Below are 26,993 nucleotides of genomic sequence, written 5' to 3'. Positions count from 1 at the left end.
CTTGCATAGCCATTAAAATATTTAATTTTAAGATGAATTATAAAACAAATATAAAATACCGAAAAGAAGTTTTAAAAAAACTGCTCAATATTATTATAATTCATGAAAATGAAATAATTCAAGCTTTATATGATGATTTTAAAAAACCTGCTTTTGAAGCGGTTCTGACAGAAACAAATTATGTAATTACAGAATTAAAAGACACCATAAAGAATATAAAAAAATGGGGGAAACCCAAAATGGTGCTTCCTTCGATAGTTAATTTTCCATCCATTGACTATATTTATAAAGAACCATATGGTAAAGTATTGATAATTGCTCCTTGGAATTATCCCTTTCAATTGGCACTATGTCCTTTGGTCTCTGCAATAGCCGCTGGAAATCAAGTAGTTCTTAAACCCTCTGAGTTAACGCCTCACACATCGGCAGTGATAACCAAAATTATAACTAAAACCTTTGAAGTGAATCATGTGGAAGTCATCGAAGGTGGTGCTGAAGTTTCACAAAGTTTACTAACACAGCGCTGGGATTATATATTTTTTACGGGTAGTGTTCCAGTTGGAAAAATAGTAGCTAAAGCAGCCGCCGCAAACCTAACTCCTGTAACACTTGAACTTGGTGGGAAAAATCCTTGTATTATTCATGAAACTGCCAATTTAAAACTGGCAGCTAAAAGAATCGTTTGGGGAAAATTTATAAATGCTGGACAAACTTGTATTGCACCCGATTATTTATTAGTCCATAATGATATAAAAACGGAGTTTGTCGAATTTTTAAAAAAAGAAATTACTTTAGCATATAGTGCAAAACCAGAAGCCTCTCCTGATTTTGCTCGAATTATTAATTCAAAAAATTGGAATCGATTAGTACAGATGATTGAACCAGAGAAAGTGATTTTCGGAGGGCAAACGAATGAAACTACACAGTACATCGCTCCTACCTTAATTGAGGAAACAGAGCTGGATACTCCTATCATGAAAGAGGAGATTTTTGGTCCGTTATTACCTATTCTTTCTTATAAAAGTGATGCCGACTTGCATACCATCATTTCTAGATATGAAAAGCCATTATCGCTATATGTATTTACCAAAAACAACGCATTTGCTGAAAAAATAATACAGGATTATTCCTTTGGTGGCGGATGTATAAACGATACGGTCATCCATTTTTCTAATAAAAGACTGCCTTTTGGAGGCGTAGGTCATAGCGGTATTGGAGCGTATCATGGGAAACTAAGTTTTGATACTTTTTCTCATAAAAAAGCAATTGTCAAAAAAGCCTATTGGTTAGATTTACCAATGCGTTACGCCCCTTATAAAGATAAATTAACTACAATCAAGAAATTGCTAAAATGGGTCTAATAACGGAAAAAACGGTTAGTGAAGCAATACAATATAGGCGCTCCGTTCGGGTTTTTAAAAATGAAAACATTGAAGACGACAAAGTAAAAGAATGCATTCGTTTAGCCTCTCTTGCTCCTACAAGTAGTAACATGCAACTTTGGGAATTCTATCATATTACCTCTCCTAAAATTCTAGAACAACTTACGGAAGCTTGTTTAGGTCAAAATGCAGCAAAAACGGCAAAACAAATGGTCGTAATTGTTTCTCGAAAAGATTTGTGGAAAAAGAGAGTACAATCTAATGTAGATTACTTAAAATCTCAATACGGAGAGAAACCAGAAGCTGATTATACTAAAAGAGAAAAATTCGCCCTAAACTATTATCAAAAAATAGTGCCCACACTTTATTTTGATTTTATTGGAATAGCAGGTGCATTCAAATTTTTGATCTTCCAACTCATAGGCTTATTCAAACCTACCTATAGACAAACGCGAAAAAGTGATATGCGAATTGTAGCTCAAAAAAGTGCTGCATTAGCGGCACAAAACTTCATGATTAGTATGGCTGCCATCAATTATGATACTTGTCCTATGGAAGGCTTTGATTCCTTGCGCGTAAAAAAAATAATAAACCTTTCACCATCATCTGAAATTAATATGATTATTGGTTGTGGAATTCGCGAAGAAACCGGTGTATATGGAGATCGATTCAGAATACCGTTTGAAGAGGTTTATTTTAAACTATAAATCCAAATTTTAAAAATTACCAAAAACAAAAATCAGCATGTTTTCAAAAAAAAATAGAATTGAAGAAATAAAAAAAAACGGGTATACATTAAGTTTTGAAAGCGTATTTAATTTGGCTTTCAAAAACTATAAGAAAATCGTCATATATGCAGGACTTCTATTTTTTGTGTTTGCGGTTTTAATGGCAGTATTTGTTTCTGCAATACTAATTTATAAATTTGGTGCTAATCAACTTACTGAAATTTTAAAACCTGAAAATTTAAACCCAGATCATCTAACTGGAAATTCAAGAATAGCGTTCATAGTAGGTAGTATCATCTTTTCTACAATATTGAGCCCATTTATGGCAGGTTTTATTAAAATGGCTTATTGTGCAGAAAGAGATGAAGAATTCCATGTTTCAACTATTTTTGAATACTACAATAGTTCTTATTTTAAAGAACTCGTTATTGCAACTTTGTTAATTTCGATTGTCAATACTGGATTACCCGTGTTGTTAGATCAACCTGAACTTGAGATAGTCATGAATTTAGTTTCATATGCCATACTATTTTTGACATTTCTTACAATTCCACTTATTATTTTTAGCGATTTAAAAGCCATAGATGCAATAAAAACAAGTGTCATTATTTTTTTCAAAAAACCTTTTCTCCTTTTAGGATTAATTTTAGTTGGCTATATAGTATCAGTAATTGGCTTTTTAGTATTTTACATTGGAATCTTTTTTACTCTTCCTTTCTTATATTCTATGTACTATGCCATATATAGTGAAATCATAGGTTTTGAAACAGAAGAAAAAACAGAATCCAATCCATTTTAAATTCAATATAATAATAAAAACAACTTTTAGATTTTTTAAAATGATATCCTTTATATTGCAAAATATTCATTAAATTGTTGAATATTTAACACGTTAAGAATTAAAAAAATAAATGATCTTGTTCCTAAACTTTTTATTTTCAACTATCGTAAATATAATTAGCTCAATTGAGATTAATCTATTTGCAATGGAAATAATCCCCCCCTATCATTATATTAACAACACGCCAAATTTAAAATGGGTTTTACTACCTATTTTAATTATTTGTTATTGCATGTTGTTTTTTAATTTTTTTAAAATTAAATCTAGATTAACTAATACATTCATAAAAGTAAATAATGAAGAATATATAAGAAATAAGGAATATCAAACCTATTTGTTATTTTTTGGGATCATAAGCCCTATAACCGAAATCAACCTTTATTTCTTTTCAGAAAGACCAAAAAGCTTGTTATATCAAAACTTAATGATTGGTGTTTTCCTATTATTAATCTACTTTATCAGCACTAAAAAGGCAATAGTTTTTCAATATATAAAACACATTTTTATTACAATTTATATTGTCTATTTTATTTTAATTTGTAGAAGTATTATTCTATTCCCCTTAGAATTAGTTCCTATAATCACTTTTATTATTAGTTTTTTCTTTTCATTTACAATACTCAAGCCTATCAAGATTTTTTGGTATTTTATGTCTTTTGCCTTTTTTTATATTGCAGCTACAAGTGCTTTTAATCTTATCCCAGATAAAACTGCTATAATATTATTAAATTTTTCCATTTTAGTGTTTATAATAAATTATATAAGTTTTATAACATCATTAAATATCAAAGATAAGTTTCGGTTTTCAAATGAGATTGTAAACAACGGAAACTCGCTTATTATGGCTACTAATAAGAAAGGGGAAGTGCAATTTTGTAGTGAAACGATAAAGTCAATTTTAGGTTATACTTCAGAGGAAGTTATGGGCTTAGGATTTTGGAAAGTAACGGAAGACCCCGAGTTTATTGGGGAAGAATTTCATAATAACGAAATCATTGAAAGAACGTTTACAAGGAAATTAAAATGTAAAAATGGAAACTATAAATACATTCAATGGAATGACAAACGATTTTCGGATGATTTAATTATTGGAATAGGTCAAGATGTAACTAATGAAATTAAAACTCAAAAAAGATATGAAAATCTTGTAGAGTCTGCTTATGATATTATTTATGAATTAAACAGGAAAGGAGATTACCTTTTTATAAATAAAAGTACAGAAAAGATTACTGGTTTTAGTTTGAAAGAACTGTTTAACTCAAAATTTAATTCTTTAATCAGAGAAGATTATATCCAAAAAGTATTAGATTTCTATTCGGCTGCGACACCCGAAATGACTAATTTTCCCATATTAGAATTTCCTATTGTCAGGAAAAATGGCGAAGAAATCTGGGTTTCACAAAAAGTATCAATTATTAGAGACCAATACAATAATATTAAAGGATATTCTGTAATTGCAAGAGATGTAACATATTATAAAAACATTGAAAAAGAAAAAACAGAAAGACAATTAAAAATTCAAAAATACAGCAACGCTTTAAAAGCATTTACTGAAAAAAGTTACTCCAGCAATGAAAGTTTAGAATCAAAATTAAAAACGATTTTAAAAATAACAGCAGAAAAAATTGGGGTTAACAGAGCTAGTTACTGGAATTATTATCCAGATAAAATAGATTGCCTTGTATTATATCAGTTAAATAAAAATGAATTTACATCAGGAAAAGAAATAACAAAAAAACAATATCCAAACTATTTTACAATAATTGAAAATGAATTACAAGTAGTTATTTCCGATGTTTCTAAAAACAATACTACATATGAATTAGAAAATGATTATACCAATACTAATAATATTTACTCCATACTCGATACTCCCGTTTTTATCGATGGTGATTTAAAAGGAATCATTAGTTTTGAAGCGAGTGAAGAAATAAAACATTGGGATAATGAAGATATTAACTTTGCAAGATCAGTTTCGGATATTATAGCTATAGCCTATGAATCAAAAATGAGATTCGAAATTGAAAAAAAACTAACATATAAAAGTGAACTTTTAGCAGCAATGACGTTGTGTACTGAGAAGTTTTTAAACAGTAAAAACATAAATGATATTTTTGCTGATGTCCTTATTATAATGGGGAAAGCGACAAAATCACATCGCGCCTATTATTATGAAAAAAATAATGACACTAATTTAATTAGCCAAAAATACAGATGGATAAAGGGCAACAATACATTAACACAAAACAATCCAAAACTTCAAAATATTCCCTATGACTATTTTGAAGAATTAATAGATCCATTATTAAATAACAAAATTTATGAAGCTGTTGTTTCACAAATTAAAAATGAATCTTTAAAAAATAAATTATTAAATGTTGATGTAATTTCATTAATACTATTCCCCATTTTTATAAAGAATAGATTTCATGGTTTTTTAGGTTTTGATGATACAAACGAAGAAAGAAGTTGGTCCGAAGATGAAGTAAATATCCTTCAAACTTTGGCTAGAAATATAGCATCATCAATTGACCGAATCGAAACCGAAACGGCAATTTATGAAAGCGAAGAAAAATTTAGACTTTTAGCTAACAATATACCTGGAACAGTGTACTTATCAGAGAATGATAATAAGTTTACCAAAATTTATCTTAATGATGAAATAGAAAAACTTACTGGCTTTAAAAAATCTGATTTCTTAGATAAGAAAATTTTTTATACTGATTTGATACATCCTGAAGATGTAAAAAAAGTGTTAGATGAATCTTCGTATAAATTATCTAAATCTGAACCGTTTCATTTTACCTATCGAATTATTAAAAAAAATAATGAAATTGTTTGGGTAGAAGAATTTGGTGATGCCGTTATAAAAAATGGAAAAATAACTTATATCGAAGGCATCATGCTTGATATTACAAAAAGAAAAGAGGCTGAGGAAGCGATAAAAGGTCGTGAATACGCAGAAGCAGCAAACAGAGCCAAATCGGAATTTTTAGCTAATATGAGTCATGAAATTAGAACCCCTTTAAATGGTATCATTGGTTTTACGGATCTATTAATGAAAACCGAGCTAGGCGAAGTGCAAAAAAAACATATGATCACGGTAAACCAATCTGCACATTCCTTATTGGGTATCGTAAATGATATTCTTGACTTTTCAAAAATTGAAGCTGGAAAATTAGACTTGCACATAGAAAAACATGATATTAAGGAAATTATGAGTCAAATTATTGATTTAATTCTATATGAATCAAATCAAAAAAAATTAAATCTAGAACTTAACATAGCACCAGATATTCCTAATTATTTCTGGATTGATATTGTTCGATTAAAACAAATTTTGATTAACCTTTTGGCTAATGCTGTAAAATTCACTGAAAAAGGAACTATAAAACTAGATATTTCGATAATTAAAAAAATTAGTGACTCAAAAACCAAAATACGCTTTTCAGTTGTCGATTCTGGAATTGGAATTTTGGAAAAAAATAAGAAAAAAATATTCAAAGCTTTTTCTCAAGAGGATGGTTCTACAACCAAAAAATTTGGAGGAACAGGTTTAGGTCTTACTATTTCAAATAAACTACTTGGACTAATGAAAAGTCGTTTAAATCTTGAAAGCGAGATCGGGCTTGGTAGTGTTTTTTATTTTGATCTGGATTTAAAAACTAGTAATGATTATATTGAAGACCTATTTTCAAAAACAGTTGAAGAGGATTTTACAAATATGGAGCATATTTTTAAAACAAATGATAAATTAAGAAACCTTAAAGTCATGCTTGTTGAAGATAATAAAATCAATATGCTACTACTTAAAACAATTATTAAAAATGTTCTTTTTGAACCAGAATTTTTTGAAATTGTTAATGGGGCCGAAGCTTTAATACAATTTGAAAATATAAATCCAGATATTATATTCATGGATATCCAAATGCCTATAATGAATGGCTATGAGGCTACAAAAGCAATTAGAAAGTCAGAATTAGGCAAAACAATTCCTATTATTGCAATTACAGCTGGCACAGAAATTGAAATAAAAGAAAAGTGTCTTTCAGCAGGAATGAATGATTATATATCGAAACCAATAATTAAACGAATTATAGAAGAAACAATTGTTAAGTGGATCTTGTAATAGTAATTAAATTTGTATTTGAAATAACTAATAATAATAATATATGAAATGGCAAGGTAGACGAAAAAGTGACAATGTCGAAGACAGAAGAGGCATGTCCTCCGGTGGTAAAACAATTGTAGGTGGCGGAATAATAGGAATTATTATTTTACTTTTAAATGTTTTTGGTGGTGAAAATGCTCAAATGCTTACGCCAATACTAGAACAAATGAATCAAGGTCAAAGTACTCCCACCGAACAAAGAGATCTAACAGCAAAAGAGCTTGAAGAACAAGATTTTGTAAAAACACTATTAGCAGATAATGAAGATGTTTGGACAAAAATATTCAATGAAAATAATCTCAATTATAAAAAGCCAAATATTGTTTTGTTTAGCGGAGCTGTAGAAACTGCGTGTGGAAATGCAACTTCTGATTCCGGCCCATTTTATTGCCCTGGAGATCAAAAAGTCTATATGGACTTAACGTTCTTTGAAGAACTAAAAACCCGTTTTGGTGCGCAAGGAGGTGATTTTGCCACTGCTTATGTTATTGCCCACGAAATTGGGCATCATGTTCAAACCTTATTAGGCACATCAGAAAAAATGCGCGAAATGCAACAAGGTAAAAGTAAAGCAGAAGCTAATAAATTATCCGTAGCCTTAGAGTTACAAGCCGATTTTTATGCTGGTGTATGGACACATTACAACCAAAAGATGAATAACATTCTTGAAGAAGGAGATCTTGATGAAGCATTAAGTGCTGCACATGCAGTTGGTGATGATGCTATACAATCAAAAATGCAAGGACATATTGTTCCTGAATCATTTACTCACGGTACATCCGAACAAAGGAAATACTGGTTCATGAAAGGATATAAAACGGGAGATATCAAGCAAGGAAATACTTTTGCTGAATTAAAATAAAAAAAATTAAAAACAGTATTTAAAATCGGGCTAATTGCCCGATTTTTTTTGTCCCTAACATTTATTAAGCCATTATTTTTTTATTCTAAATTCAATTCATCGACACTTTATTGCAACTCATCTTATATCAAATACCTCTTAACTAAAATAAATAATTACACTCCTTTATATCGATAATTTTACTCGAAATAAATGGGTAAACAAAATGAAAAAAACGAAGCAACTAGGTATATGGATGGATCATTCTCTTGCCTATTTAATGGAATTTACTACAAAACCTTTTGAAATTCAAACGATTATACATGAATTTCACTTGGAAGATAAAGCGACATCTAAACTTGAAAAGAATACATCTATTAAAAACGTTTATAGGTATTACAATAGAATTGCCGAAGCAATAATTAATTATGATAAAATAATCCTTTTTGGTCCCTCAAATACAAAGGTTGACTTTTTTGACATCCTAAGCGAAGATGAACGCTTTGTAAAAATGAAAATAGAAATAAAAGAAACAGATACAATGAATGTTAATCAACAACATGCTTTTATCAATGAATATTTCGTTCCGTAGTAATAAATTTTATAGTCCTACCCATTAAATCCCCTTTTTGACTTCGCATAACCAAAAGTACTAAATCATTGTACTCTAATAAGTTGAAGTACAACGAAATGATAAATTCAAACAAAATCAATCATTAAAAAGCAGATCGGACAATTTAGCAGTACCTTCGCGCCAAATTAAAGAAGTACTCAAAATAATAGTGTTTACTTCATAAACACAATTTATGTCATTCAACTCATTAGGCTTATCTGATGCTTTATTAAAAGCCATCAGCAAAAAAGGATATACAACTCCTTCTCCAATACAACAAAAATCAATTCCACCAATCTTAGAAGGCAAAGATGTATTGGCATCTGCACAAACAGGAACAGGAAAAACAGCTGGTTTTACACTACCTATATTACAAATCTTATCACAAGGAAAACATTTAAGTCACAGACCCATTCGTGCTTTGATCTTAACACCAACACGTGAATTAGCGGCACAAATATTAGCCAATATAAAAGAATACGGTGAATTTTTAGATTTACGCAGTACGGTGATTTTTGGAGGTGTTAATCAAAAACCACAAGTAGCACAATTGCGTCAAGGTATAGATATTTTAGTTGCAACTCCAGGTAGATTGATTGACCTACAAAATCAAGGATTAATCACACTAAACAAAGTAGAAATTTTAGTTTTGGATGAAGCGGATCGCATGTTAGACATGGGGTTTTTAAGAGATATTGAGCGCATCATGAAAGTATTGCCAACAAAAAGGCAAAACCTAATGTTTTCAGCTACATTCTCAAAAGACATTAAAAAATTAGCAATGGGTATCTTAAACCATCCCGTTCAAGTGGAGGCAACACCTGAAAATACGACTGTCGATGCTATTACTCAAAAAGTATATCCAGTTGCAAAAGAGAAAAAAACCGAATTAGTGATCAAACTGATTACCGAAGGAAATTGGAAACAGATTTTGGTATTTACCCGTACCAAACAAGGTGCCAATAAATTAACTGAAAGTATGATTAGTGCTGGAATTCAAGCAGCAGCCATTCACGGTAATAAAGGACAAGGAGCCAGAACCAAAGCTTTGGCAGGCTTTAAAAACGGAAGCTTAACGGCATTAGTAGCTACTGATATTGCGGCTAGAGGATTAGACATCCCATTATTACCTCATGTTGTCAATTTTGAATTACCTAATATTCCCGAAGATTATGTACACCGTATTGGTCGTACTGGGAGAGCTGGTGCCAATGGAGAAGCGATTTCTTTATTTAGCCCAGATGAAACCGTTTTTCTACGTGATATCGAGAAATTGATTGGCATGAAATTGCCAAAAGAAAATATTAAAGGGTTTGAACCAGATCCAAACGCTTCAACCGAACCTATCAAACAAGGGCAAGGGCGACAACAACGCAATTCAACTCCAAGGAAACCAAAAACAGATACTACAAACCGTAGTAGTAATAACAGTTTTGGTCCTAGACGTCCTAGTCAAAATAATGAAAGACGCCCAAATAGATAATACATTTTTAAATTTTTAGGAGCAGAACGATTTCGTTTTTATAAACGTTATCTCCCGCTATACACTACAATCCTTGTGAGGGCTAAACGCTAGCCCACACAGGGATTTTCGTTTCTATCGGGGCTATTTAGGGCATTTTTATTTTCAATAATACCATTTTGTAAATTCATCGGACAAATCACCGGCTGGCGCGAGCGTCCGCTCGTGAACACAATCTAAATCAATTTATATCTATCTATAAAACGGTCTGGTCATCATTACCATAATTTCTTGCCGACGACGATAGCGCGGATTTGCAATCCTTGCCCACTCCAATAATAAATTCCATAACGTTAGTAAATAATGGGATTCCTCATTCTTCGGAATGACAAAAAGTGTGTATTTATCCTTAATGTTTTGTCCTAAAATCTGTTCCTCTTTATACTGAAAACTATTATTTCCAAATACTACACTAATTTAAAGCGTAAATTTACAAATTAGCATGCTATTCATAGGTCTTCAAATCTAGATTAAGAATAGAACCTACTCTGCTAAACTCTTCATTAATCTTTGCATTCAAGATAAGTTGTTCATTTGTTATTGGATGATTAAAAATTAACTGATGTGCATGAAGCATCATTCCTTTCAGTTCAAAATTCTCCAACCATAATTTATTTTGTTTGTTACAACCATGAGGGCGACTTCCTAAAATGGGATGAAAAATATGTTTGAAATGTTTTCGTAATTGATGCATACGTCCAGTTTCAGGAATCGCTTCTACTAAACAATATCGTGACGTTGGTTTATTGTTAAATTCTAACTCAATTTCGGTACTTTGCAATCGATGAAAGTATGTTATTGCATTTTGTACAATGCCATCATCATTGGTTAAATCATAATCAATCGTTAGTTCTTGGGGTGACCAACCACGTAAAATTGCTAAATATTTTTTTTCTACTTCGCGTGTGGCAAAACGATCATTCATAATTTTTAAAGCATCTTTATCCAATGCAAATAACAAGACACCAGATGTTTTGCGATCTAACCGATGAATAGGATAAACGTGTCGCCCTCCTATTTGATTTCTCAATTCTTGAATAGCAAAAACTTTTGCATCGCGCGCGTAAAATGATTTGTGGACTAACAATCCACTTGGTTTATTAATTGCTATAATATATTCGTCTTGGTAAAGAATTTCTAACATTTGGCAAAAATAAAAGAGATTTTGATAGAACTCTCTTTTTTGACTTATTTATTTCTATACTTTTCTTTTTTCATTTTAGCTCGAAAAACAAAATAGAAGATTACAATTGCTAAAACTGTTATTTAAATTGTATCCCAATGCTCTTTTATAAAGTCACTTCCTCAAAGTTGAAGAGTTTGCCTAGCATAGTTTAAATATCTGCAATCAAAAATCTGAAATCTAATTTATCCCAACCAACCATCTCGATCCAAACTTCTATACTGAATTGCTTCGGCAATATGTGACGAAACTACGGTAGGAGCAGCATCAAGATCAGCGATAGTTCTAGCTACCTTCAAAATACGATCGTAGGCCCTAGCAGAAAGATTCAATCGTTCCATGGCTGTTTTCAAAAGTAATTTGGATGTATCATCAAGAGCACAATATTCTCTAATGTGTTTGGTATTCATTTGCGCATTGTAATGGATGTTTTCCATTTGCTCAAAACGTGCCGATTGTAATTCTCGCGCTGCAGTCACTCTTTTTCTTATATCGACGCTGCTCTCTGCTTTTTGATCTTCCGATAATTTTTCAAACGGAACGGGAGTTACTTCGATATGGATGTCAATTCGATCCAATAAAGGCCCTGAAATTTTACTTAAATACCGTTGCATTTCGTGTGGTGAAGACGTTTGCGGTGAATCGGGATCGTTAAAAAAACCACTTGGACTTGGATTCATACTCGCAACCAACATAAAAGAAGATGGATAGGTAACGGTAAACTTGGCTCTGGAAATGGTTACTTCCCTATCTTCTAGTGGTTGACGCATCACTTCGAGAACATCACGCTTAAATTCGGGTAACTCATCCAGAAATAAAACCCCATTGTGTGCCATCGAAATCTCTCCTGGTTGGGGATAACTCCCCCCACCAACGAGTGCTACGTTAGATATAGTATGGTGTGGGCTCCTGAAAGGCCGCTGATTCATCAAACCTACTTCTTTCAACTTTCCTGCTACGCTATGGATTTTAGTTGTTTCTAAGGCTTCTCGTAACGTCATTGGTGGTAAAATACTTGGTAAACGTTTGGCAAGCATTGTTTTTCCAGCACCTGGCGGCCCAATCAAAATAATATTATGTCCTCCAGCAGCCGCTATTTCCATACATCTTTTTATAGACTCCTGCCCTTTCACATCGCTAAAATCAAATTCAGGAAAATCTAAATCTTTATAAAATTCGGCTCTCGTATCAATTGTTGTGGGTTCTAGATTGCCTTTCCCTTCTAGAAAATCAATGACTTCCTGTACATTTTCAACTCCATAAACATCCAATCCAGCTACTATTGCAGCTTCTTTTACATTTTGTTTTGGCAGAAAAAAACCTTTAAATCCTTCTTCTTTTGCTTTTATAGCAATTGGCAAAGCACCACGAATAGGTTGCAAACTTCCATCGAGAGAAAGTTCTCCCATAATTATATATTTCTCCAATTCTTTGGCTTCAATTTGCTGAGAAGCAACCAAGATTCCTATGGTTAAAGTTAAATCATAGGCTGAACCTTCTTTTCGCAAATCAGCAGGTGCCATATTGATTGTGATCTTTTTACCCGGCATGTGGTAGCCTGTGTTTTTGAGAGCAGCAGCAATTCTATAACTACTTTCTTTAATTGCGTTATCAGGCAACCCTACTAAATGATATCCAATTCCTTTATCAATATTTACTTCAACAGTAATTGTTGTGGCTTCAACACCAAAAACGGCACTTCCAAAAACTTTAACTAACATGGCGTATATTTTTTTTAAAAATAACGAATTTTAACATACCAAACTATAGATTTATCTTACTAAATAATAACACATTAGCAATACTATTTTACTACTCTAATTTTTAAAAAAGAGATGGATTATAGAATCATGAAATCTAAATTTGATTTATTATGTCACTTATTATTTGCTTACAAAAAAATGAAGTTTCAAAACTTAAGCATTAGACCTTACGCCCAATTTGTTCCATTTTTGGATATAATTTCCTATATTTGCCGAGATTTATTTGATTTTTAGGGTTGAAAAACGTTTTTTTATACATTTTTAACAACAACCATTCTATGATTTCTATTTCATGAAATCAATCTAAAAATCATTCTTTTTTGTAGTTCGCTACATCTTTTGCCTTTTGGAAAAATTCCATTTACAGGCTAATAAATAATCAAAAATTAATCAAAAATGCACTGGATAGATTATCTAATCTTTGTCGTTTATATGCTCGCTATGCTTGGTGTTGGCGTGTATTTTTTTAATAAAAACAAAACAGCTGAAGACTTTTACGTAAGTGGTCGAAACATGAGTAGTTGGCACATCGGTTTATCTGTAGTGGCTACTGATGTGGGTGGAGGATTCTCCATCGGTTTAGGAGGGCTTGGTTTTACGATGGGAATATCAGGTTCTTGGATGTTATTTACAGGTTTACTCGGTGCGTGGCTTAGTGCTGTTTATCTCATTCCAAAAGTGAGTCATTTGGGCCATAAACATAAGTTTTTTACTTTCCCACAAATATTTGAGCATTTTTATAACAGTAAAGTAGCTTTATTAGCCGGTATTATTTCAGCTATTGGATACATTGGGTTTACAAGTTCTCAAGTTTTGGCTGGAGCCAAATTAGCTTCGGCAACCATAGAAGGATTAAACATTCAAACCGCACTTATTGTTATGGGTGCAATTGCTGTTATTTATACCGCAATTGGAGGTCTAAAGGCGGTAATTTATACCGATACGATTCAATGGCTAATCTTAATTGGTGGATTGGTTTTTATTGGAATTCCTATTGCCTATACTGCTGTTGGAGGATATGATGTTATTAAAGCAACATTAGCCCCTGAATATTTGTCATTAACTAATGTGAAGTGGTACCAAATTTTAAACTGGTCCATTACTATTATTCCTATTTGGTTTGTAGGAATGACATTGTACCAAAGAATTTATGCCAGTAAAGGAGAAAAAGAAGCAAAAAAAGCATGGCTAATTGCTGGAGTTTTTGAATGGCCTATCATGGCATTTATGGGAGTAATTCTGGGAATGCTTGCTAAAGTTGCTGCTACTAATGGGATGTTTAAAGGAATTACTGATGCTGCATCGATGGATAGTGAAATGGGATTACCTATTTTATTAGCAACCATTCTTCCTGTTGGATTAATGGGATTGATGCTTTCCTCCTATTTTTCGGCTATCCTTTCCACTGCAGATAGCTGCTTGATGGCGGCCTCTGGTAATATAGTAACCGATATTCTCGCTAAATTTTCTAAAAAAGAATTAACCCACAAACAAGAATTACAACTTTCACAAATAGTAACCTTAGCAATTGGTGTTTTTGCCATTCTATTGGCTTCCCAAATGCAAAATGTTTTAGAACTCATGCTCTACTCCTATGCCTTTATGGTTTCAGGACTATTTATACCAGTACTAGGCGCTTTATTTTGGAAGAAAAGCCATCCCATTGCCGCTTTTTGGAGCATGCTTTTTGGAGGAGGAGCAACAATTTTACTCATAATCACTAAAAATAAATTACCTTTAGGAATAAAACTACCCGAGCATCTTGATGCCAACATTTATGGTATCAGTATTTCGCTTATTTTATTTTATACAATATCAATTTATCATTATAAAAAAGAAAAACAAAATGGAATTCAAAATAATTAATTCAACTTCAGGAGAAGACATCACATATACTAATCAAATAATTGCTCAATTTCTTTTCACTCATTTAGAGGAATATGGCGATAAAGTAGACGATATTCTAAAATGCATCGCTTACGTAATGAATCCAGATAAAGGAGGAAATATAGTTGTAGGTTTAGATGAAAATAAAATTGTAGGTGTTGTTATTTTAAACAACACAGGTATGAAAGACTTTATCCCTGAAAATATTTTGGTTTATATTGCAGTAGACAATAGCCAACGTGGTAAGGGATATGGAAAACAATTGATGCAAAAAGCCATCTCAATTGCCGAAGGAAATATTGCACTTCATGTGGAACCTGATAATCCTGCCAAAAAATTATACGAAAAACTAGGATTTACAAATAAATACCTAGAAATGCGTCTCATCAAATAATCCAAAATGCAAAACTTAAACCAACGTATAGCAACACTTACGCTATTGCGAAAGGAATTACATAAAAATCCAGAGGTTTCAGGAAAAGAAGTACATACTGCAAAAATGATTCTTTCATTTCTTGAAAATTATCCTCCTGATGAAATTGTTACCGAGGTTGGGACAACTGGAATTCTAGCTATTTATAAAGGAAAAACCGTTGGAAAAACGGTTTTATTTCGTTGTGAACTAGATGCATTACCCATTGAAGAAATAAATACTTTTGAACATCGTTCTTTAACCAACGGAGTTTCCCATAAATGCGGACACGATGGACACATGGCAATTATGTGTGGTTTAGCCATTGAATTGCACTATAAAAGACCTAAAACAGGAACTGTTATTTTACTCTTCCAGCCTGCGGAAGAAGATGGCACTGGTGCTGAAAAAGTTTTTAATGACCCTAAATTTATTTATAAACCTGACTTTGTATTCGCACTGCACAATATTCCAGGGTATAAAAAAAATCAAATTGTTGTTAAAAACGATACTTTTAGTTGTGCCGTAAACAGCTTAATTATCAAACTAAAAGGAATCACATCTCATGCAGGAGAACCTCATAAAGGAATCAATCCAGCATTGGCATTAGCTAAAATAACTACCCAATTTAACCAGCTCATACAAGCCGATATTGCTGCAGCAAAATATTGTTTGATTACACCTATTTATTCGAAAATGGGTAAGAAGGCGTATGGTGTTTCAGCGGGTGCGGCAGAAATTCATTTTACAGTAAGAAGCGATAGTAATTCGGAAATGCAAGCCATTGAAAGTAAATTGGAAAAACTAGCAAAATCAATAGCCGAAGAATTCCAATTGAAATGCAAGATATCTTGGACGCAGAGTTTTCAAGCCAATGAAAACAATGTAGAAGCAGTAAATCACATAAAAAATGCAGTGAAAATCAATGATTTTGATCTGTTAGAAAAAGAAATGCCATTTACATGGGGAGAAGATTTTGGTCTACTTACCCAGCAATTTCCAGGAGCAATGTTTGGATTAGGATCAGGAATGAATACTCCCGCCCTACACAATCCAGATTATGATTTCCCAGATGAAATCATAACAACTGGAGTAGCCACTTTTTTACAAATAAGCAAACAAATTACGGATGCATACTAATTCGATTATAGAACTAAACAAAAAAGCGTACCAAAAAAATATTAGCTTTCTAAAAAATACTTTTGGAAAAAAAGTACTACTTTCTTCAGTTGTAAAAGGAAATGCATACGGTCATGGTATAAAGGAATTTGTACTCATGGCGTATGAATGTGGTGTTACACATTTTTCAGTTTTTGATGTCGAAGAAGCCAAAATAGTAAAAGCCACACTTGCTGATAAAGCCTTCATTATGGTGATGGGATTGGTTCAAGATGAAGACATGGAGTGGGTTGTTGCTAATGATGTTGAGTTTTTTGTATTCGATAAAAGCCGACTTACAAAAGCCACCAGAGTTGCAAAAAAACTGCATAAAAAGGCAATATTACATATTGAGGTAGAAACAGGAATGAACCGAACTGGTTTTGAAAAAAAAGAACTCAATAACGTTATCGCTTTTCTAAAAAAAGAAAAGGAATACCTTATATTTAAAGGGCTATGCACTCATTATGCCGGAGCTGAAAGCATTGCAAACTATTATAGAGTGGAGAAACAAATCAAACGATTTGACGAAATTTATCAATACCTTTGGGATAATGACCTAAAACCTGAGATGAAACATTCTGCTTGTTCAGCGGCTTCTATAATGTTTCCGGAAACAAGAATGGATATGGTTCGAATTGGTATCATGCAATATGGCTTGTGGCCAAGCCCTGAAGTTTTTGTAAATTATTTAAATACTAAAAAAAGTAAAATTGATCCATTGCATCGTGTCATTACTTGGAAAAGCAGTATCATGAGTGTGAAAAAAGTGAATATTGGCGATTTTATAGGATATGGCACTAGTTTTCTCGCAGAAAGAAAGATGAAAATTGCAGTTGTTCCAATAGGTTATTCTCATGGATACAGTAGATCATTGAGTAATCAAGGAAGAGTTTTAATTAATGGACAACGTTGTATTGTTGTAGGCTCAGTCAACATGAATATGATGACAGTTGATGTGACTGACATCGAAACTGTAAAAAAAGAAGATGAGGTCGTTTTAATTGGCACACAAGAAGATCTTACCGTATCTGTAGCTTCTTTTAGTGATTTCAGTAATCAACTAAATTATGAATTACTAACCCGAATTTCAAAAACGATTCCACGTAAAATAATAGAATAATGGCCTTTATAAAATTATATAGAAAGAAATTAGAAGAAAACTACACATTTCTTGATACTATCTTCAAATCTAGAAACATACAATGGGGTGTTGTATCCAAACTTTTGTGTGGTAATAAAATATATCTTAAAGAATTAATTGCACTTGGAGTACGAGAAATTCATGATTCTCGCGTAAGTAATTTAAGAAAAATAAAATCATTAGACCCTACTATTCAAACGGTATATATAAAACCTCCTGCAAAACAAAGTATAGAAAATATCGTTCGCTATGCTGATGTAAGTTTTAACACAGAAATTTATACCATACAACTGCTTTCTAAAGAAGCACAAAAACAGAACAAAACTCATAAAATCATAATCATGATTGAAATGGGTGATTTACGTGAAGGTGTAATGGGTGAAGAACTGGTTGAATTTTATGGTACTATTTTAAAATTACCCAATATTGAAATTCGTGGTATAGGTACCAATCTTAATTGTTTAAGTGGAATCATGCCAACACAAGATAAATTAATTCAGTTAAGTCTGTACAAACAACTCATTGAAGCCAAATTTAACATCACTATTCCATGGGTTTCTGGTGGAACATCGGTAGCTATTCCATTAATGCTAAAAAATGCACGTCCTATGGCGGTAAACCATTTTAGAGTTGGAGAAGCATTGTTTTTTGGAAAAGATCTTTTTACAGGCGATACCATCGCGGGGATGCACAATGATGTGTTTAAGCTGTACTCAGAAATAATTGAAATTACGGAGAAACCTGATGCCCCCATTGGAGAACTAGGCGAAAGTGGTGTTGGAACTAGTTATGTACCAAGTGATACTGATGATTTAGGAGAAACTTCTTTAAGAGCCATTTTAGACATTGGTTTACTTGACATGCAACCACAATATATTGAAGCCGAGGATAGTGATATTAAAATTATCGACGCAAGTTCAGATATGCTTGTAATAGATATTTCAAATTCAAAAAAGAAATATAAAATTGGAGATTTAGTTTCCTTTAAAATACAATATATGGGAGCACTCTATCTTTTAAATTCAGATTATATTGAAAAGAGAATCGGATAAATTAGCCTTAAAAAACTAATTACTAATAAAATTCATTTAAAATAATAAATCCCACTTTCCTAAAAAAAATCAGATAAACTATTATCTGATTTTTTTTTGTAAATTACTATTACATTTCAGGCAATAATTATTATCCAATTTAAATACTCATATTAACAAATTGTAAATTACAGAGGTGTATTCTCAGATAACCCTTAAAATAATAGGGGTTAAATTAGAAATTCAATAAAAATAGCATAATATCACCCTATTTCAATAGGGATATTGATTCATTTTATATTTTTACCGTAAAAACTAAACCTAAAAACAATGAGAAAAATTATTTTAAGCGTAATTCTTATCGCTCTATTGGTCTTATCACTCTGTACCAATTTCATGTTGTCCGAAAATCCAATTCCATTAGATGCAGTAAAATTTGACACTGGAGATACAGCTTGGATGATTGTTGCAACTGCACTTGTATTAATAATGACTCCTGGACTAGGTTTCTTCTACGGAGGAATGGTAGGAAAAAAGAATGTCATTAGCACCATGTTACAAAGCTTCATGGCAATGATAATTGTTACTGTACTTTGGGTAATCGTTGGATTCAGTTTATCTTTTGGAACTTCAATAGGAGGCTTCATAGGTAACCCTACAGATTATTTCATGTTTAAAAATGTTGGGATTACAACAGCTTGGGGAACCATTCCATTTATGCTTTTTGCTTTATTTCAAGCAAAATTTGCAATTATCACTCCAGCCTTAATAACTGGTGCATTTGCTGAGAGAATTCGTTTTTGGGCTTATATGTTGTTCATGGTTTTATTTATCATTTTTGTATATGCTCCATTATGTCATATGACTTGGCATGCAGATGGTTTTTTCTATAAAATGGGAGTATTGGATTTCGCTGGAGGAACTGTAGTACACATGAGTGCTGGATGGGCTGCTTTAGCTGGAGCAATGTTTTTAGGAAAAAGAAAAGGTCAAAAATCAAATCCTGCTCGTATTACTTATGTATTATTAGGAACAGGATTGTTATGGTTTGGTTGGTTCGGATTTAATGCTGGTTCTGCTCTTGCTGCAAACGGATTAGCAGTGCAAGCTTTAGGAACTACAACAGTTGCTGCAGCTGCTGCTGGTATGGCTTGGGTTTTCTTTGATAAAATTCTTGGACATAAAGTATCTGCAATGGGTGCTTGTATTGGTGCAGTAGTAGGACTTGTAGCTATTACTCCTGCAGCAGGATTCGTTAGTATTCCCAATGCAATTTTCATAGGTGTATTTAGTAGTTTAGTAAGTAATATTGTAGTAAGTAAATTTCCTAAAGGTAAAATTGATGATGCATTAGATGTATTTGCTTGTCATGGTGTTGGTGGTATGACTGGAATGTTATTAACTGGTGTTTTTGCATCAAAAGCAATAAATCCAGCAGTTACAGACCAAGGACTAATTTTTGGTGAAACAACTTTATTTATACACCAATTAACGGCTTTAGTAATTGTATCTGTATTTGCTTTTTCTGTTTCTTATTTCCTTTTCTTTATTGTAAATAAAATCACTCCTTTAAGAGTAACTGAAGACAAAGAAGAGTTAGGTTTAGATATTTCTCAACACGGAGAGTTTTTGTAGTAAACGCTTTAATAAATAAAATAAAACTCCCTGAAATTAAGTTTTCAGGGAGTTTTTTTTATGGCTATAAAACACACTGAATTTCATTTTATTCGCAATCTATTTATAGAAAGATCAAAACTATTTCTGGTATTCTTTTTATACATCAAAGCATCTTTTGTCCATTGATAAGCTAAGTTTCACACAAACAATGCAAACTTGTATAGGAATAAAATCAACTTAAAATCACCAAACTATATACAAAAAAATAGCCGTCTCAAAATAATTTGAGACGGCTATTCTTTATGAAATATCTTATTTTATTTTAAAGTAAAACTCGTTTTTGAAACCAATTCATTTTTATCAAAAACATTTACGAAGTACGTCCCTTTTGCAAAGTCTTTACCAGGTAAATCTTCTGTTACTTGAACAGTTTTGTTTTCATATTTTACATTAGTTATAAAACTATATACTAACGAAGCATCTCCAAAATTTTCAGTCTTTTTATCACCTAAAACATTATTTTTACTATCAATTACTTGTACATAATATGTTTTATCTCCAGATTTAGCAATTTGGTTTTCAGCAATTGTAAAACTAATTTTAAGAACATCAGCTCTACTTGCTTTATCCGTTTCAACTTGTTTTCCTGAACTTCTTAGTTTGTAAGCAGATGTTTTCATGTTCAAAACTGTTAATTTTGAACCTTTCTCAACAGCTTTAGACAATTCTTCATTTTGTCCAACTAAAACTTCATTATATTTTTTAGATTCACCTAATACTACTACTGTACTATCACGTTGTGTAGTTAATGTAGTATTTGCTTTTTTCAATCCTTCATTTTCTGTCATTAAAACTTTCATATTGTTTTGCAAAGCAATAAATTGAGTTCTATATTTTGCTAATGAAGCTACATCCCCTTTTGACTTATTTAAATCAGCCATTAAATTAACTACTTTATCTCTTTCTTGAATTAACTCATCCGACATAGAGGTATTTTCAGAAATAGCTGCGTCATAAGTAGCTTTTAATTCTTGCAAATCTTTCATAACCGATTCTTTTTCAGTCATAGTAGTTTTCAATTCTGTTTGAACTGTTTCAACATCAGAACTCATTTTAAAAATATACACTAAACTACCTACTAATAAAACTGCTAATACAGCAATAACTGCCTTAAGACTTGAACTGCTTTTTTGATTTTCCATGTTTAAATATTTTTTTCCAAATTTAATAATATATATTTAAGTTATAACGTAAGTTAACACAATTATAGTATTTTTGGAAAAAAATATTTTTTTATGGAAAAAATTCTACCTTTTACTACGAATGATCTTGCAAAAATTACTAACCATAGAAGTGGTGAAATAAAATTTGGAGAAAAGATGATTACTGTACCAAAAGGAACTGACCCACTTTCATTTTTAAAAACATCAGAAGCTAAATATGTTTTATTGGGAATCCCAGAAGATATTGGTATTAGAGCCAATTTTGGAAGACCAGGCGCTGCATCGGCATGGGAGATTGCTATAAAAAATATTGCTAACATTCAACACAATCGCTTTTGCAAAGGAAATCAAATAATTATCCTTGGTCAAATGAATGTTTGTGAAGAAATGAAGGAGGTCGAACATTTAGATTTTAATGATATTGATGATCGTTCCAAATTGAGTCAATTAGTTGAAAAAATAGACAAAGACGTTTCTCATATTATCTTTAATATTATAAAAGCTGGAAAAACACCTATAATTATTGGTGGAGGTCATAATAATTCATACGGCAATATTAAAGGAACTGCTTTAGCAAAAGGGAAACCTATAAATGCCATCAATTTTGATGCACATTCCGATTTTAGAATTCTTGAAGGTCGTCATAGTGGGAATGGTTTTTCATATGCATACGAAGAAGGTTTTTTGAAAAAATATTTTGTTTTTGGCTTACATGAAAATTACACCTCCAAAAGCGTTTTGGACATTATAAAAAAAACGGAGGATCGTGTACGGTATAATACTTATGACAGCCTAAAAATTAGACAAGAAAAAAATTTTAATGAAGAAATGAATATAGCATTAGAATTTATTAAGACTGATACTTTTGGAATTGAAATAGATTTAGATGCCATACCAAATATAGCAAGTAGTGCAATGACTTTAAGTGGTTTCTCCGTTGAAGAATTAAGACAATTCATTTCTTTTTTTGGAAAACACAAGAATGCTGCCTATTTACATATTTGTGAAGGTGCTCCCGATTTAGGCGAAGAGAAAAACAATCATTTAATTGGTAAATTAATAGGTTATTTAATTACTGATTTTATCAAGTCAAGTCAATAAATAACTCTTTTATAAGAGTTTTCAATCTGTAAAATAGACACCAAATTAAGCGAATCGATAAATAACACTATCTTTGCAAATCTATCTATGTACATAATACAAGATATTTAATTTCAAAAATATGTTATTCGAAGATTTATCACTTTCAAAAAGTATACAAAAAGCCGTATTTGAACAAGGCTATATCAATCCCACTCCTATTCAAGAGCAATCTATTCCGCTAGTTTTGGCTGGAAAAGATATGATCGGCTGTGCACAAACAGGAACTGGAAAAACAGCAGCATTTGCAATCCCCATTATACATCAATTACATCGTATTGTTGGCTCTTCTAAAAAAGCTAAACAAATTCGTGCGCTAGTGGTCACACCTACAAGAGAGCTAGCAGTTCAAATAGGGCAAAGTTTTGATACTTATGCTAAATATACCAATTTAACTCAGCTTACCATTTTTGGAGGAGTTTCGCAAAACCCACAAGTCGATACATTAAAAAATGGTATTGACATTTTAATTGCTACACCTGGAAGGTTACTTGATTTACATAAACAAGGTTTTATTGACTTAGACCATTTACATACATTAGTTCTTGATGAAGCAGACCAAATGCTTGACATGGGATTTGTAAATGATGTGAAAAAAATCGTCAAACTAACACCTAAAAATAGACAAACCTTATTTTTCTCTGCCACTATGCCAATGGCTATTCGAGAATTGGCCGAAATGTTTTTAACAAATCCTGAAACAGTAACAGTTTCCCCAGTGTCATCAACAGCTGAAAATGTAGAACAACATGTTTACTTTGTTGAAAAAACGGAAAAAAGAAACTTGTTATATCACTTGATTAAAAATCAAGACTTGTCAGATGTTTTAGTTTTTTCAAGGACAAAACACGGTGCAGATAATGTTGTAAAAGCATTACGAAAAAATAATATTGCAGCTGAAGCCATACATGGTGATAAATCTCAAAATGCGAGACAACGCGTTTTAGAAGCATTCAAAAATAAAGAAGTTGGAGTGCTTGTAGCTACTGACATTGCTGCTCGCGGTATTGATATTGATCAATTGCCCTATGTTATTAATTTTGACTTGCCCAATATACCAGAAACTTATGTTCACCGTATTGGTAGAACAGGACGCGCAGGAAATGGTGGGATATCAATTTCTTTTTGCAGTAAAGACGAACATGGGTATTGGAAGGATATTCAAAAATTAATTAAAGTAGATGTAAAAACGGTTAGTGATCATCCCTATCCATGGCACTCAGGTAGTCCTGAAACTGCTCCAGGAACATCTAACAAACCAAAAAATTCAAATCGAAGTGGCGGTGCTCACAAATCAAGAAAATCTGATGCTTCAAAACAGAATAAAAAACGATGGTATTAAAAACCATACTATATTTAGGCATAATAAAAAAACCATTTACAACAATTGTAAATGGTTTTTTTATGAGTAAATACTTGATAAGCAGTTAATTAACTGTTATAGTTTTGTTTTAGATTTGATTTTTATTTAATTTTAGAATTAATTAATAATCATTTAAAACTAAATAAATTATGGAAGCACTTGTAAAAAGAAATAGTTATTCGCCGTTAGTAAGTTCTAGTTTGTTACCAACTCTAAATCCCTTTTTTGATGATATTTTATCAAGAGATATTATGGATTGGACCGATAAGAATTTTTCGACTGTAGGTAGTAGTTTGCCCTCTGTCAATTTAAAAGAAACAGATAAAAAAATTGAAGTTGAACTTGCTGCTCCAGGTTTAAAAAAAGAAGACTTTAAAGTTGAAATCGATAATAACATTCTTTCCATTTCTTCAGAAAAAGAGGAAGAAAAAGAAGAAACTAGAAAAAAAGGAAATTATTACAGAAAAGAGTTTAACTATCAATCTTTCTGTAGAACCTTTAGCCTTCCTGATTATGCCGATGAAAACAACATTAATGCTAATTATAAAGACGGCATACTTCATGTAGAAATTGCAAAAAAAGAAGGAAGTACGAAAAAAATGGCTAAAAACATAGCTATAAAATAAGATAAAAGGAAATTTCATCTCTTTCAAAAAACATCTAAAATTATACTTTAGGTGTTTTTTTTTTGTTAAATCATATTAAACAAGATTCTTTTTCTTTGTAAATAAGATTATTTATTGTTTTAAATAATATAACTGACTCGAAGGGTTTCACAATTATATCATTAAATCCAGCTGATAATGACTCTTCAATAATTTCATCTTTATCAAATGCTGTCAATGCAACAATAGGTGTTTTTATTCCCATATTACGAACGCGCCTTGTGGTTTCAAACCCATTCATTAAAGGCATATTAATATCCATTAAAATGACATCAAAAGTTTCTTTTTCGAGAATCTCTAAAGCCAAAAAACCAGAGCTTACAACGCTGCATTTATAGTTGTTTTTTTCAATTATTTTTTTTGTAATCAGTTGATTAATTGTGTTATCATCTACTACAAGAACTGAAAAAATTTCACTTGATGTCAAGTCAACATGAATTTTATTAATAATTTCAACAGTCTTCGCCGGATCACATTCAAATGCAATTTCAAAGATAAAAGTAGTTCCTTTTCCTATTTCACTTTGAAGTGATATAGCACTATTAAACAGTTCTAACAATCGTTTTACGATAGATAGCCCTAAACCTGTACCTTGATAATCAATCTCTTTCCTTCCAACTTGTACAAATTTTTCAAATATTTTTTCCTGATCTTCGATCGCTATTCCAACACCATTATCTTGAATTTTAAATTCAATATAATTAAATTTATTTTCTACTTTAATCAAGTTAGCCGAAATGTCAACCTTTCCATTATCAGTAAATTTCAATGCATTACTGACTAAATTTATTATTATTTGAGAAAAACGAAGTTTATCTCCAATTAAATACTCCGGAATCGCAGGGTCAATAGTAACATTAATTTCATTATTATGATTCTTCGCAATAAAAGACAAAGAATTTTTAATCATATTTATCTCATCAGTAATATTAAAAGTTAAACTTTCAAGAACAATTCGATTTTCTTCAATTTTATTAATTTGCAATACATCATTAACGAGTGATAATAGATAACGAGCAGAAAATTTAAGAGAACTTAAATGAGGACTATCCGCTAGTTCTTTGTGTTCATCCAATAACATATTTGTAATTCCAACTACACCGTATAATGGAGTTCGTAATTCATGACTTATTGTTGAAACAAATTGTGATTTAAGTTGAGAAGCAACTTCCGCTTTTTCTTTTGCAATACTTAACTCTTCATTGGCTATAACAAGTTCGGCATTCTTTTTTTTCTTAAAATTATAATTTTTATAAACGGTATAAAGTAGTAGCAATACAACACTAAAAGCAATTATGAATAGAAAAACTATAATTCTAGATTTTTTCAAACTTTGATATTGTAAATCTTTTTCATTTTCAATTTTATCAACTTTTCTCTTATATTCATCTAGCTCTAAGTTCACTCCTATAACTTCTGCCCTCTTCAATTTATCTGATTGCTCAAGTTCTTTTCTTATTTTATTAAACAAGGCCAAGTTTTCGTATGCTTCTTTATATTTACCTGTTTTTAATAATAATTTGGCATATTCTTCATGCGAATAAGACAAATCCGATTTTTCAATTCCACTATTACCAAGCTTAATAGCATCAATAAAAAAGGAATTTGCTTTATCATAGTCTGATGTACTCGTATAATACATTCCATTTAACATGTTTAAAGCAACAATTGTAGTATTATCACCCAACCTATTTTTGTATTTAGTAATAAAATCTAAATACGGCTTTCCATTTTTAAAATTACCAATATAAAAATAGGCCCAAGCAATATTCATTTTAGTTATGTAAATTTGACTTGAGTCGGCTATTTTTAAACTATAGTCTAGTGATTTTTTATAATAATTTAACCCTTTTGCAAGTTGATTAACTTCAAAACAATAAATGTTCCCTAGATTATTATTTATACTATTCTTAACAGTATCATTACTTGTTTTATTGGCATAAAACAGCCCTTTTTTATAGAAAAATATAGCTTTATCATACTCTGATAATTCATCATAATTACCTGCAATTGTATTATAGGATTTTGCAATTAAGATATCATCCTTAGCATCTATAGAGTGTTTTAATGCTTTTCTTGCAGTAGCAAATGATTTTTCATAATTAAACTCTTGCAAGTATTGTGAGGCCTTATTAGTAAGATTAACAATTTCCTTTCTTGATGGTTTTATTTTATCGGTAACAGAATTGCTGCTAAAAAGATTTAATGAAAAGAAAATAAAAAAAATAATTCTTGATTGGAGCATAGAAATTTTAATTTTATCAAATATACATTTTTATTTAAACATTAAGTATCAATAATTTAAAAAG

20 protein-coding genes are annotated in these 26,993 nt (G+C 31.4%); 16 read left to right on the top strand and 4 right to left on the bottom strand.

Annotation, left to right across the window (positions count from 1 at the left end):
• Positions 1-32: 32 nt before the first annotated feature.
• The 7 genes from AB3G33_RS11065 (at position 33) to AB3G33_RS11035 (ending at position 10,059) form a co-directional block, all read left to right on the top strand.
• The gene (locus AB3G33_RS11065) at positions 33-1,361 is read left to right on the top strand and encodes an aldehyde dehydrogenase (RefSeq protein ID WP_367769358.1); all 1,329 of its coding nucleotides are present in this window, start codon (positions 33-35) and stop codon (positions 1,359-1,361) included.
• Positions 1,352-2,089: a nitroreductase family protein gene (locus AB3G33_RS11060; RefSeq protein WP_367769355.1), complete on the top strand. Its 738-nt coding sequence runs from the start codon at positions 1,352-1,354 to the stop codon at positions 2,087-2,089. Before AB3G33_RS11065 ends, AB3G33_RS11060 begins: the two co-directional genes overlap by 10 nt.
• Before the next feature lie 37 nt (positions 2,090-2,126).
• The gene (locus tag AB3G33_RS11055; RefSeq protein WP_367769353.1) at positions 2,127-2,909 is read left to right on the top strand and encodes a hypothetical protein; all 783 of its coding nucleotides are present in this window, start codon (positions 2,127-2,129) and stop codon (positions 2,907-2,909) included.
• An 883-nt stretch (positions 2,910-3,792) separates the two neighbouring features.
• Positions 3,793-7,080: a PAS domain S-box protein gene (locus AB3G33_RS11050; protein WP_367769350.1), complete on the top strand. Its 3,288-nt coding sequence runs from the start codon at positions 3,793-3,795 to the stop codon at positions 7,078-7,080.
• 43 nt (positions 7,081-7,123) lie between these two features.
• Complete coding sequence (locus tag AB3G33_RS11045) at positions 7,124-7,984, top strand: neutral zinc metallopeptidase (protein WP_367769347.1); 861 nt, start codon at positions 7,124-7,126, stop codon at positions 7,982-7,984.
• 205 nt (positions 7,985-8,189) lie between these two features.
• Complete coding sequence (locus tag AB3G33_RS11040; RefSeq protein WP_367769344.1) at positions 8,190-8,555, top strand: hypothetical protein; 366 nt, start codon at positions 8,190-8,192, stop codon at positions 8,553-8,555.
• 214 nt (positions 8,556-8,769) lie between these two features.
• Positions 8,770-10,059: a DEAD/DEAH box helicase gene (locus tag AB3G33_RS11035; protein ID WP_367769341.1), complete on the top strand. Its 1,290-nt coding sequence runs from the start codon at positions 8,770-8,772 to the stop codon at positions 10,057-10,059.
• A 484-nt stretch (positions 10,060-10,543) separates the two neighbouring features.
• Here the strand turns inward: AB3G33_RS11035 and AB3G33_RS11030 are convergent, their stop codons facing one another.
• Positions 10,544-11,242 (bottom strand): pseudouridine synthase, encoded by a 699-nt coding sequence (locus AB3G33_RS11030; protein WP_367769339.1) that lies wholly within the window; start codon positions 11,240-11,242, stop codon positions 10,544-10,546.
• A gap of 224 nt (positions 11,243-11,466) precedes the next feature.
• Positions 11,467-13,002, bottom strand: coding sequence for a YifB family Mg chelatase-like AAA ATPase (locus tag AB3G33_RS11025; RefSeq protein ID WP_367769336.1), 1,536 nt, complete (start codon positions 13,000-13,002; stop codon positions 11,467-11,469).
• Positions 13,003-13,440: 438 nt separating this feature from the next.
• Between AB3G33_RS11025 and AB3G33_RS11020 the strand changes: the two genes are divergently transcribed.
• The 6 genes from AB3G33_RS11020 (at position 13,441) to AB3G33_RS10995 (ending at position 20,311) form a co-directional block, all read left to right on the top strand.
• Positions 13,441-14,910, top strand: a complete 1,470-nt coding sequence (locus tag AB3G33_RS11020; protein ID WP_367769334.1) for a sodium:solute symporter — start codon at positions 13,441-13,443, stop codon at positions 14,908-14,910.
• Complete coding sequence (locus AB3G33_RS11015) at positions 14,891-15,325, top strand: GNAT family N-acetyltransferase (protein ID WP_367769331.1); 435 nt, start codon at positions 14,891-14,893, stop codon at positions 15,323-15,325. The genes AB3G33_RS11020 and AB3G33_RS11015 overlap by 20 nt, the downstream gene beginning before the upstream one ends.
• Positions 15,326-15,331: 6 nt before the next feature.
• Positions 15,332-16,483 (top strand): amidohydrolase, encoded by a 1,152-nt coding sequence (locus tag AB3G33_RS11010; RefSeq protein WP_367769328.1) that lies wholly within the window; start codon positions 15,332-15,334, stop codon positions 16,481-16,483.
• Entirely contained in the window at positions 16,473-17,624 is a 1,152-nt protein-coding gene (gene alr, locus AB3G33_RS11005) for an alanine racemase (RefSeq protein WP_367769325.1), read from the top strand. Before AB3G33_RS11010 ends, alr begins: the two co-directional genes overlap by 11 nt.
• Complete coding sequence (locus AB3G33_RS11000; RefSeq protein WP_367769322.1) at positions 17,624-18,697, top strand: alanine/ornithine racemase family PLP-dependent enzyme; 1,074 nt, start codon at positions 17,624-17,626, stop codon at positions 18,695-18,697. Before alr ends, AB3G33_RS11000 begins: the two co-directional genes overlap by 1 nt.
• Positions 18,698-19,006: 309 nt before the next feature.
• A complete protein-coding gene (locus AB3G33_RS10995; RefSeq protein WP_367769319.1) occupies positions 19,007-20,311 on the top strand; it encodes an ammonium transporter in 1,305 nt (434 codons plus the stop codon).
• Positions 20,312-20,610: 299 nt separating this feature from the next.
• Here the strand turns inward: AB3G33_RS10995 and AB3G33_RS10990 are convergent, their stop codons facing one another.
• On the bottom strand, positions 20,611-21,495 hold the full coding sequence (locus AB3G33_RS10990; RefSeq protein WP_367752623.1) for a hypothetical protein: 885 nt from the start codon (positions 21,493-21,495) through the stop codon (positions 20,611-20,613).
• Between the two features lie 93 nt (positions 21,496-21,588).
• On the opposite strand from AB3G33_RS10990, the gene AB3G33_RS10985 reads away from it, so the two are divergent.
• From AB3G33_RS10985 to AB3G33_RS10975, 3 genes are all read left to right on the top strand, one after another.
• Positions 21,589-22,617, top strand: a complete 1,029-nt coding sequence (locus AB3G33_RS10985) for a formimidoylglutamase (RefSeq protein ID WP_367769316.1) — start codon at positions 21,589-21,591, stop codon at positions 22,615-22,617.
• Between the two features lie 121 nt (positions 22,618-22,738).
• On the top strand, positions 22,739-23,998 hold the full coding sequence (locus tag AB3G33_RS10980) for a DEAD/DEAH box helicase (protein ID WP_367769313.1): 1,260 nt from the start codon (positions 22,739-22,741) through the stop codon (positions 23,996-23,998).
• A gap of 170 nt (positions 23,999-24,168) precedes the next feature.
• Positions 24,169-24,645 carry an Hsp20/alpha crystallin family protein gene (locus AB3G33_RS10975; protein ID WP_367769311.1) on the top strand — a complete coding sequence of 159 codons (477 nt, stop codon included), beginning with the start codon at positions 24,169-24,171 and terminating at the stop codon, positions 24,643-24,645.
• Positions 24,646-24,715: 70 nt separating this feature from the next.
• Here the strand turns inward: AB3G33_RS10975 and AB3G33_RS10970 are convergent, their stop codons facing one another.
• Positions 24,716-26,929, bottom strand: a complete 2,214-nt coding sequence (locus tag AB3G33_RS10970) for a response regulator (RefSeq protein WP_367769307.1) — start codon at positions 26,927-26,929, stop codon at positions 24,716-24,718.
• Positions 26,930-26,993 lie beyond the last annotated feature (64 nt).

The organism is Flavobacterium sp. WC2421 (genome assembly GCF_040822115.1).
Classification (GTDB): Bacteria; Bacteroidota; Bacteroidia; order Flavobacteriales; family Flavobacteriaceae; genus Flavobacterium.
Note: the sequence above shows the minus strand (reverse complement) of the source record. Positions and strands in the feature narration are given on the sequence as shown.

Bases quoted from the DNA above. Each gene is read 5' to 3' on its own strand.
- AB3G33_RS11030 (WP_367769339.1), bottom strand. From the start codon at position 11,242: ATGTTAGAAATTCTTTACCAAGACGAATATATTATAGCAATTAATAAA.
- AB3G33_RS11055 (WP_367769353.1), top strand. From the start codon at position 2,127: ATGTTTTCAAAAAAAAATAGAATTGAAGAAATAAAAAAAAACGGGTAT.
- AB3G33_RS11025 (WP_367769336.1), bottom strand. From the start codon at position 13,002: ATGTTAGTTAAAGTTTTTGGAAGTGCCGTTTTTGGTGTTGAAGCCACA.
- AB3G33_RS11010 (WP_367769328.1), top strand. From the start codon at position 15,332: ATGCAAAACTTAAACCAACGTATAGCAACACTTACGCTATTGCGAAAG.
- AB3G33_RS11015 (WP_367769331.1), top strand. From the start codon at position 14,891: ATGGAATTCAAAATAATTAATTCAACTTCAGGAGAAGACATCACATAT.
- AB3G33_RS10995 (WP_367769319.1), top strand. From the start codon at position 19,007: ATGAGAAAAATTATTTTAAGCGTAATTCTTATCGCTCTATTGGTCTTA.
- AB3G33_RS11065 (WP_367769358.1), top strand. From the start codon at position 33: ATGAATTATAAAACAAATATAAAATACCGAAAAGAAGTTTTAAAAAAA.
- AB3G33_RS11045 (WP_367769347.1), top strand. From the start codon at position 7,124: ATGAAATGGCAAGGTAGACGAAAAAGTGACAATGTCGAAGACAGAAGA.
- AB3G33_RS11060 (WP_367769355.1), top strand. From the start codon at position 1,352: ATGGGTCTAATAACGGAAAAAACGGTTAGTGAAGCAATACAATATAGG.
- AB3G33_RS11020 (WP_367769334.1), top strand. From the start codon at position 13,441: ATGCACTGGATAGATTATCTAATCTTTGTCGTTTATATGCTCGCTATG.
- AB3G33_RS11050 (WP_367769350.1), top strand. From the start codon at position 3,793: ATGGCTACTAATAAGAAAGGGGAAGTGCAATTTTGTAGTGAAACGATA.
- AB3G33_RS11040 (WP_367769344.1), top strand. From the start codon at position 8,190: ATGAAAAAAACGAAGCAACTAGGTATATGGATGGATCATTCTCTTGCC.
- AB3G33_RS10975 (WP_367769311.1), top strand. From the start codon at position 24,169: ATGGAAGCACTTGTAAAAAGAAATAGTTATTCGCCGTTAGTAAGTTCT.
- AB3G33_RS10990 (WP_367752623.1), bottom strand. From the start codon at position 21,495: ATGGAAAATCAAAAAAGCAGTTCAAGTCTTAAGGCAGTTATTGCTGTA.
- alr (WP_367769325.1), top strand. From the start codon at position 16,473: ATGCATACTAATTCGATTATAGAACTAAACAAAAAAGCGTACCAAAAA.
- AB3G33_RS11000 (WP_367769322.1), top strand. From the start codon at position 17,624: ATGGCCTTTATAAAATTATATAGAAAGAAATTAGAAGAAAACTACACA.
- AB3G33_RS10970 (WP_367769307.1), bottom strand. From the start codon at position 26,929: ATGCTCCAATCAAGAATTATTTTTTTTATTTTCTTTTCATTAAATCTT.
- AB3G33_RS10980 (WP_367769313.1), top strand. From the start codon at position 22,739: ATGTTATTCGAAGATTTATCACTTTCAAAAAGTATACAAAAAGCCGTA.
- AB3G33_RS11035 (WP_367769341.1), top strand. From the start codon at position 8,770: ATGTCATTCAACTCATTAGGCTTATCTGATGCTTTATTAAAAGCCATC.
- AB3G33_RS10985 (WP_367769316.1), top strand. From the start codon at position 21,589: ATGGAAAAAATTCTACCTTTTACTACGAATGATCTTGCAAAAATTACT.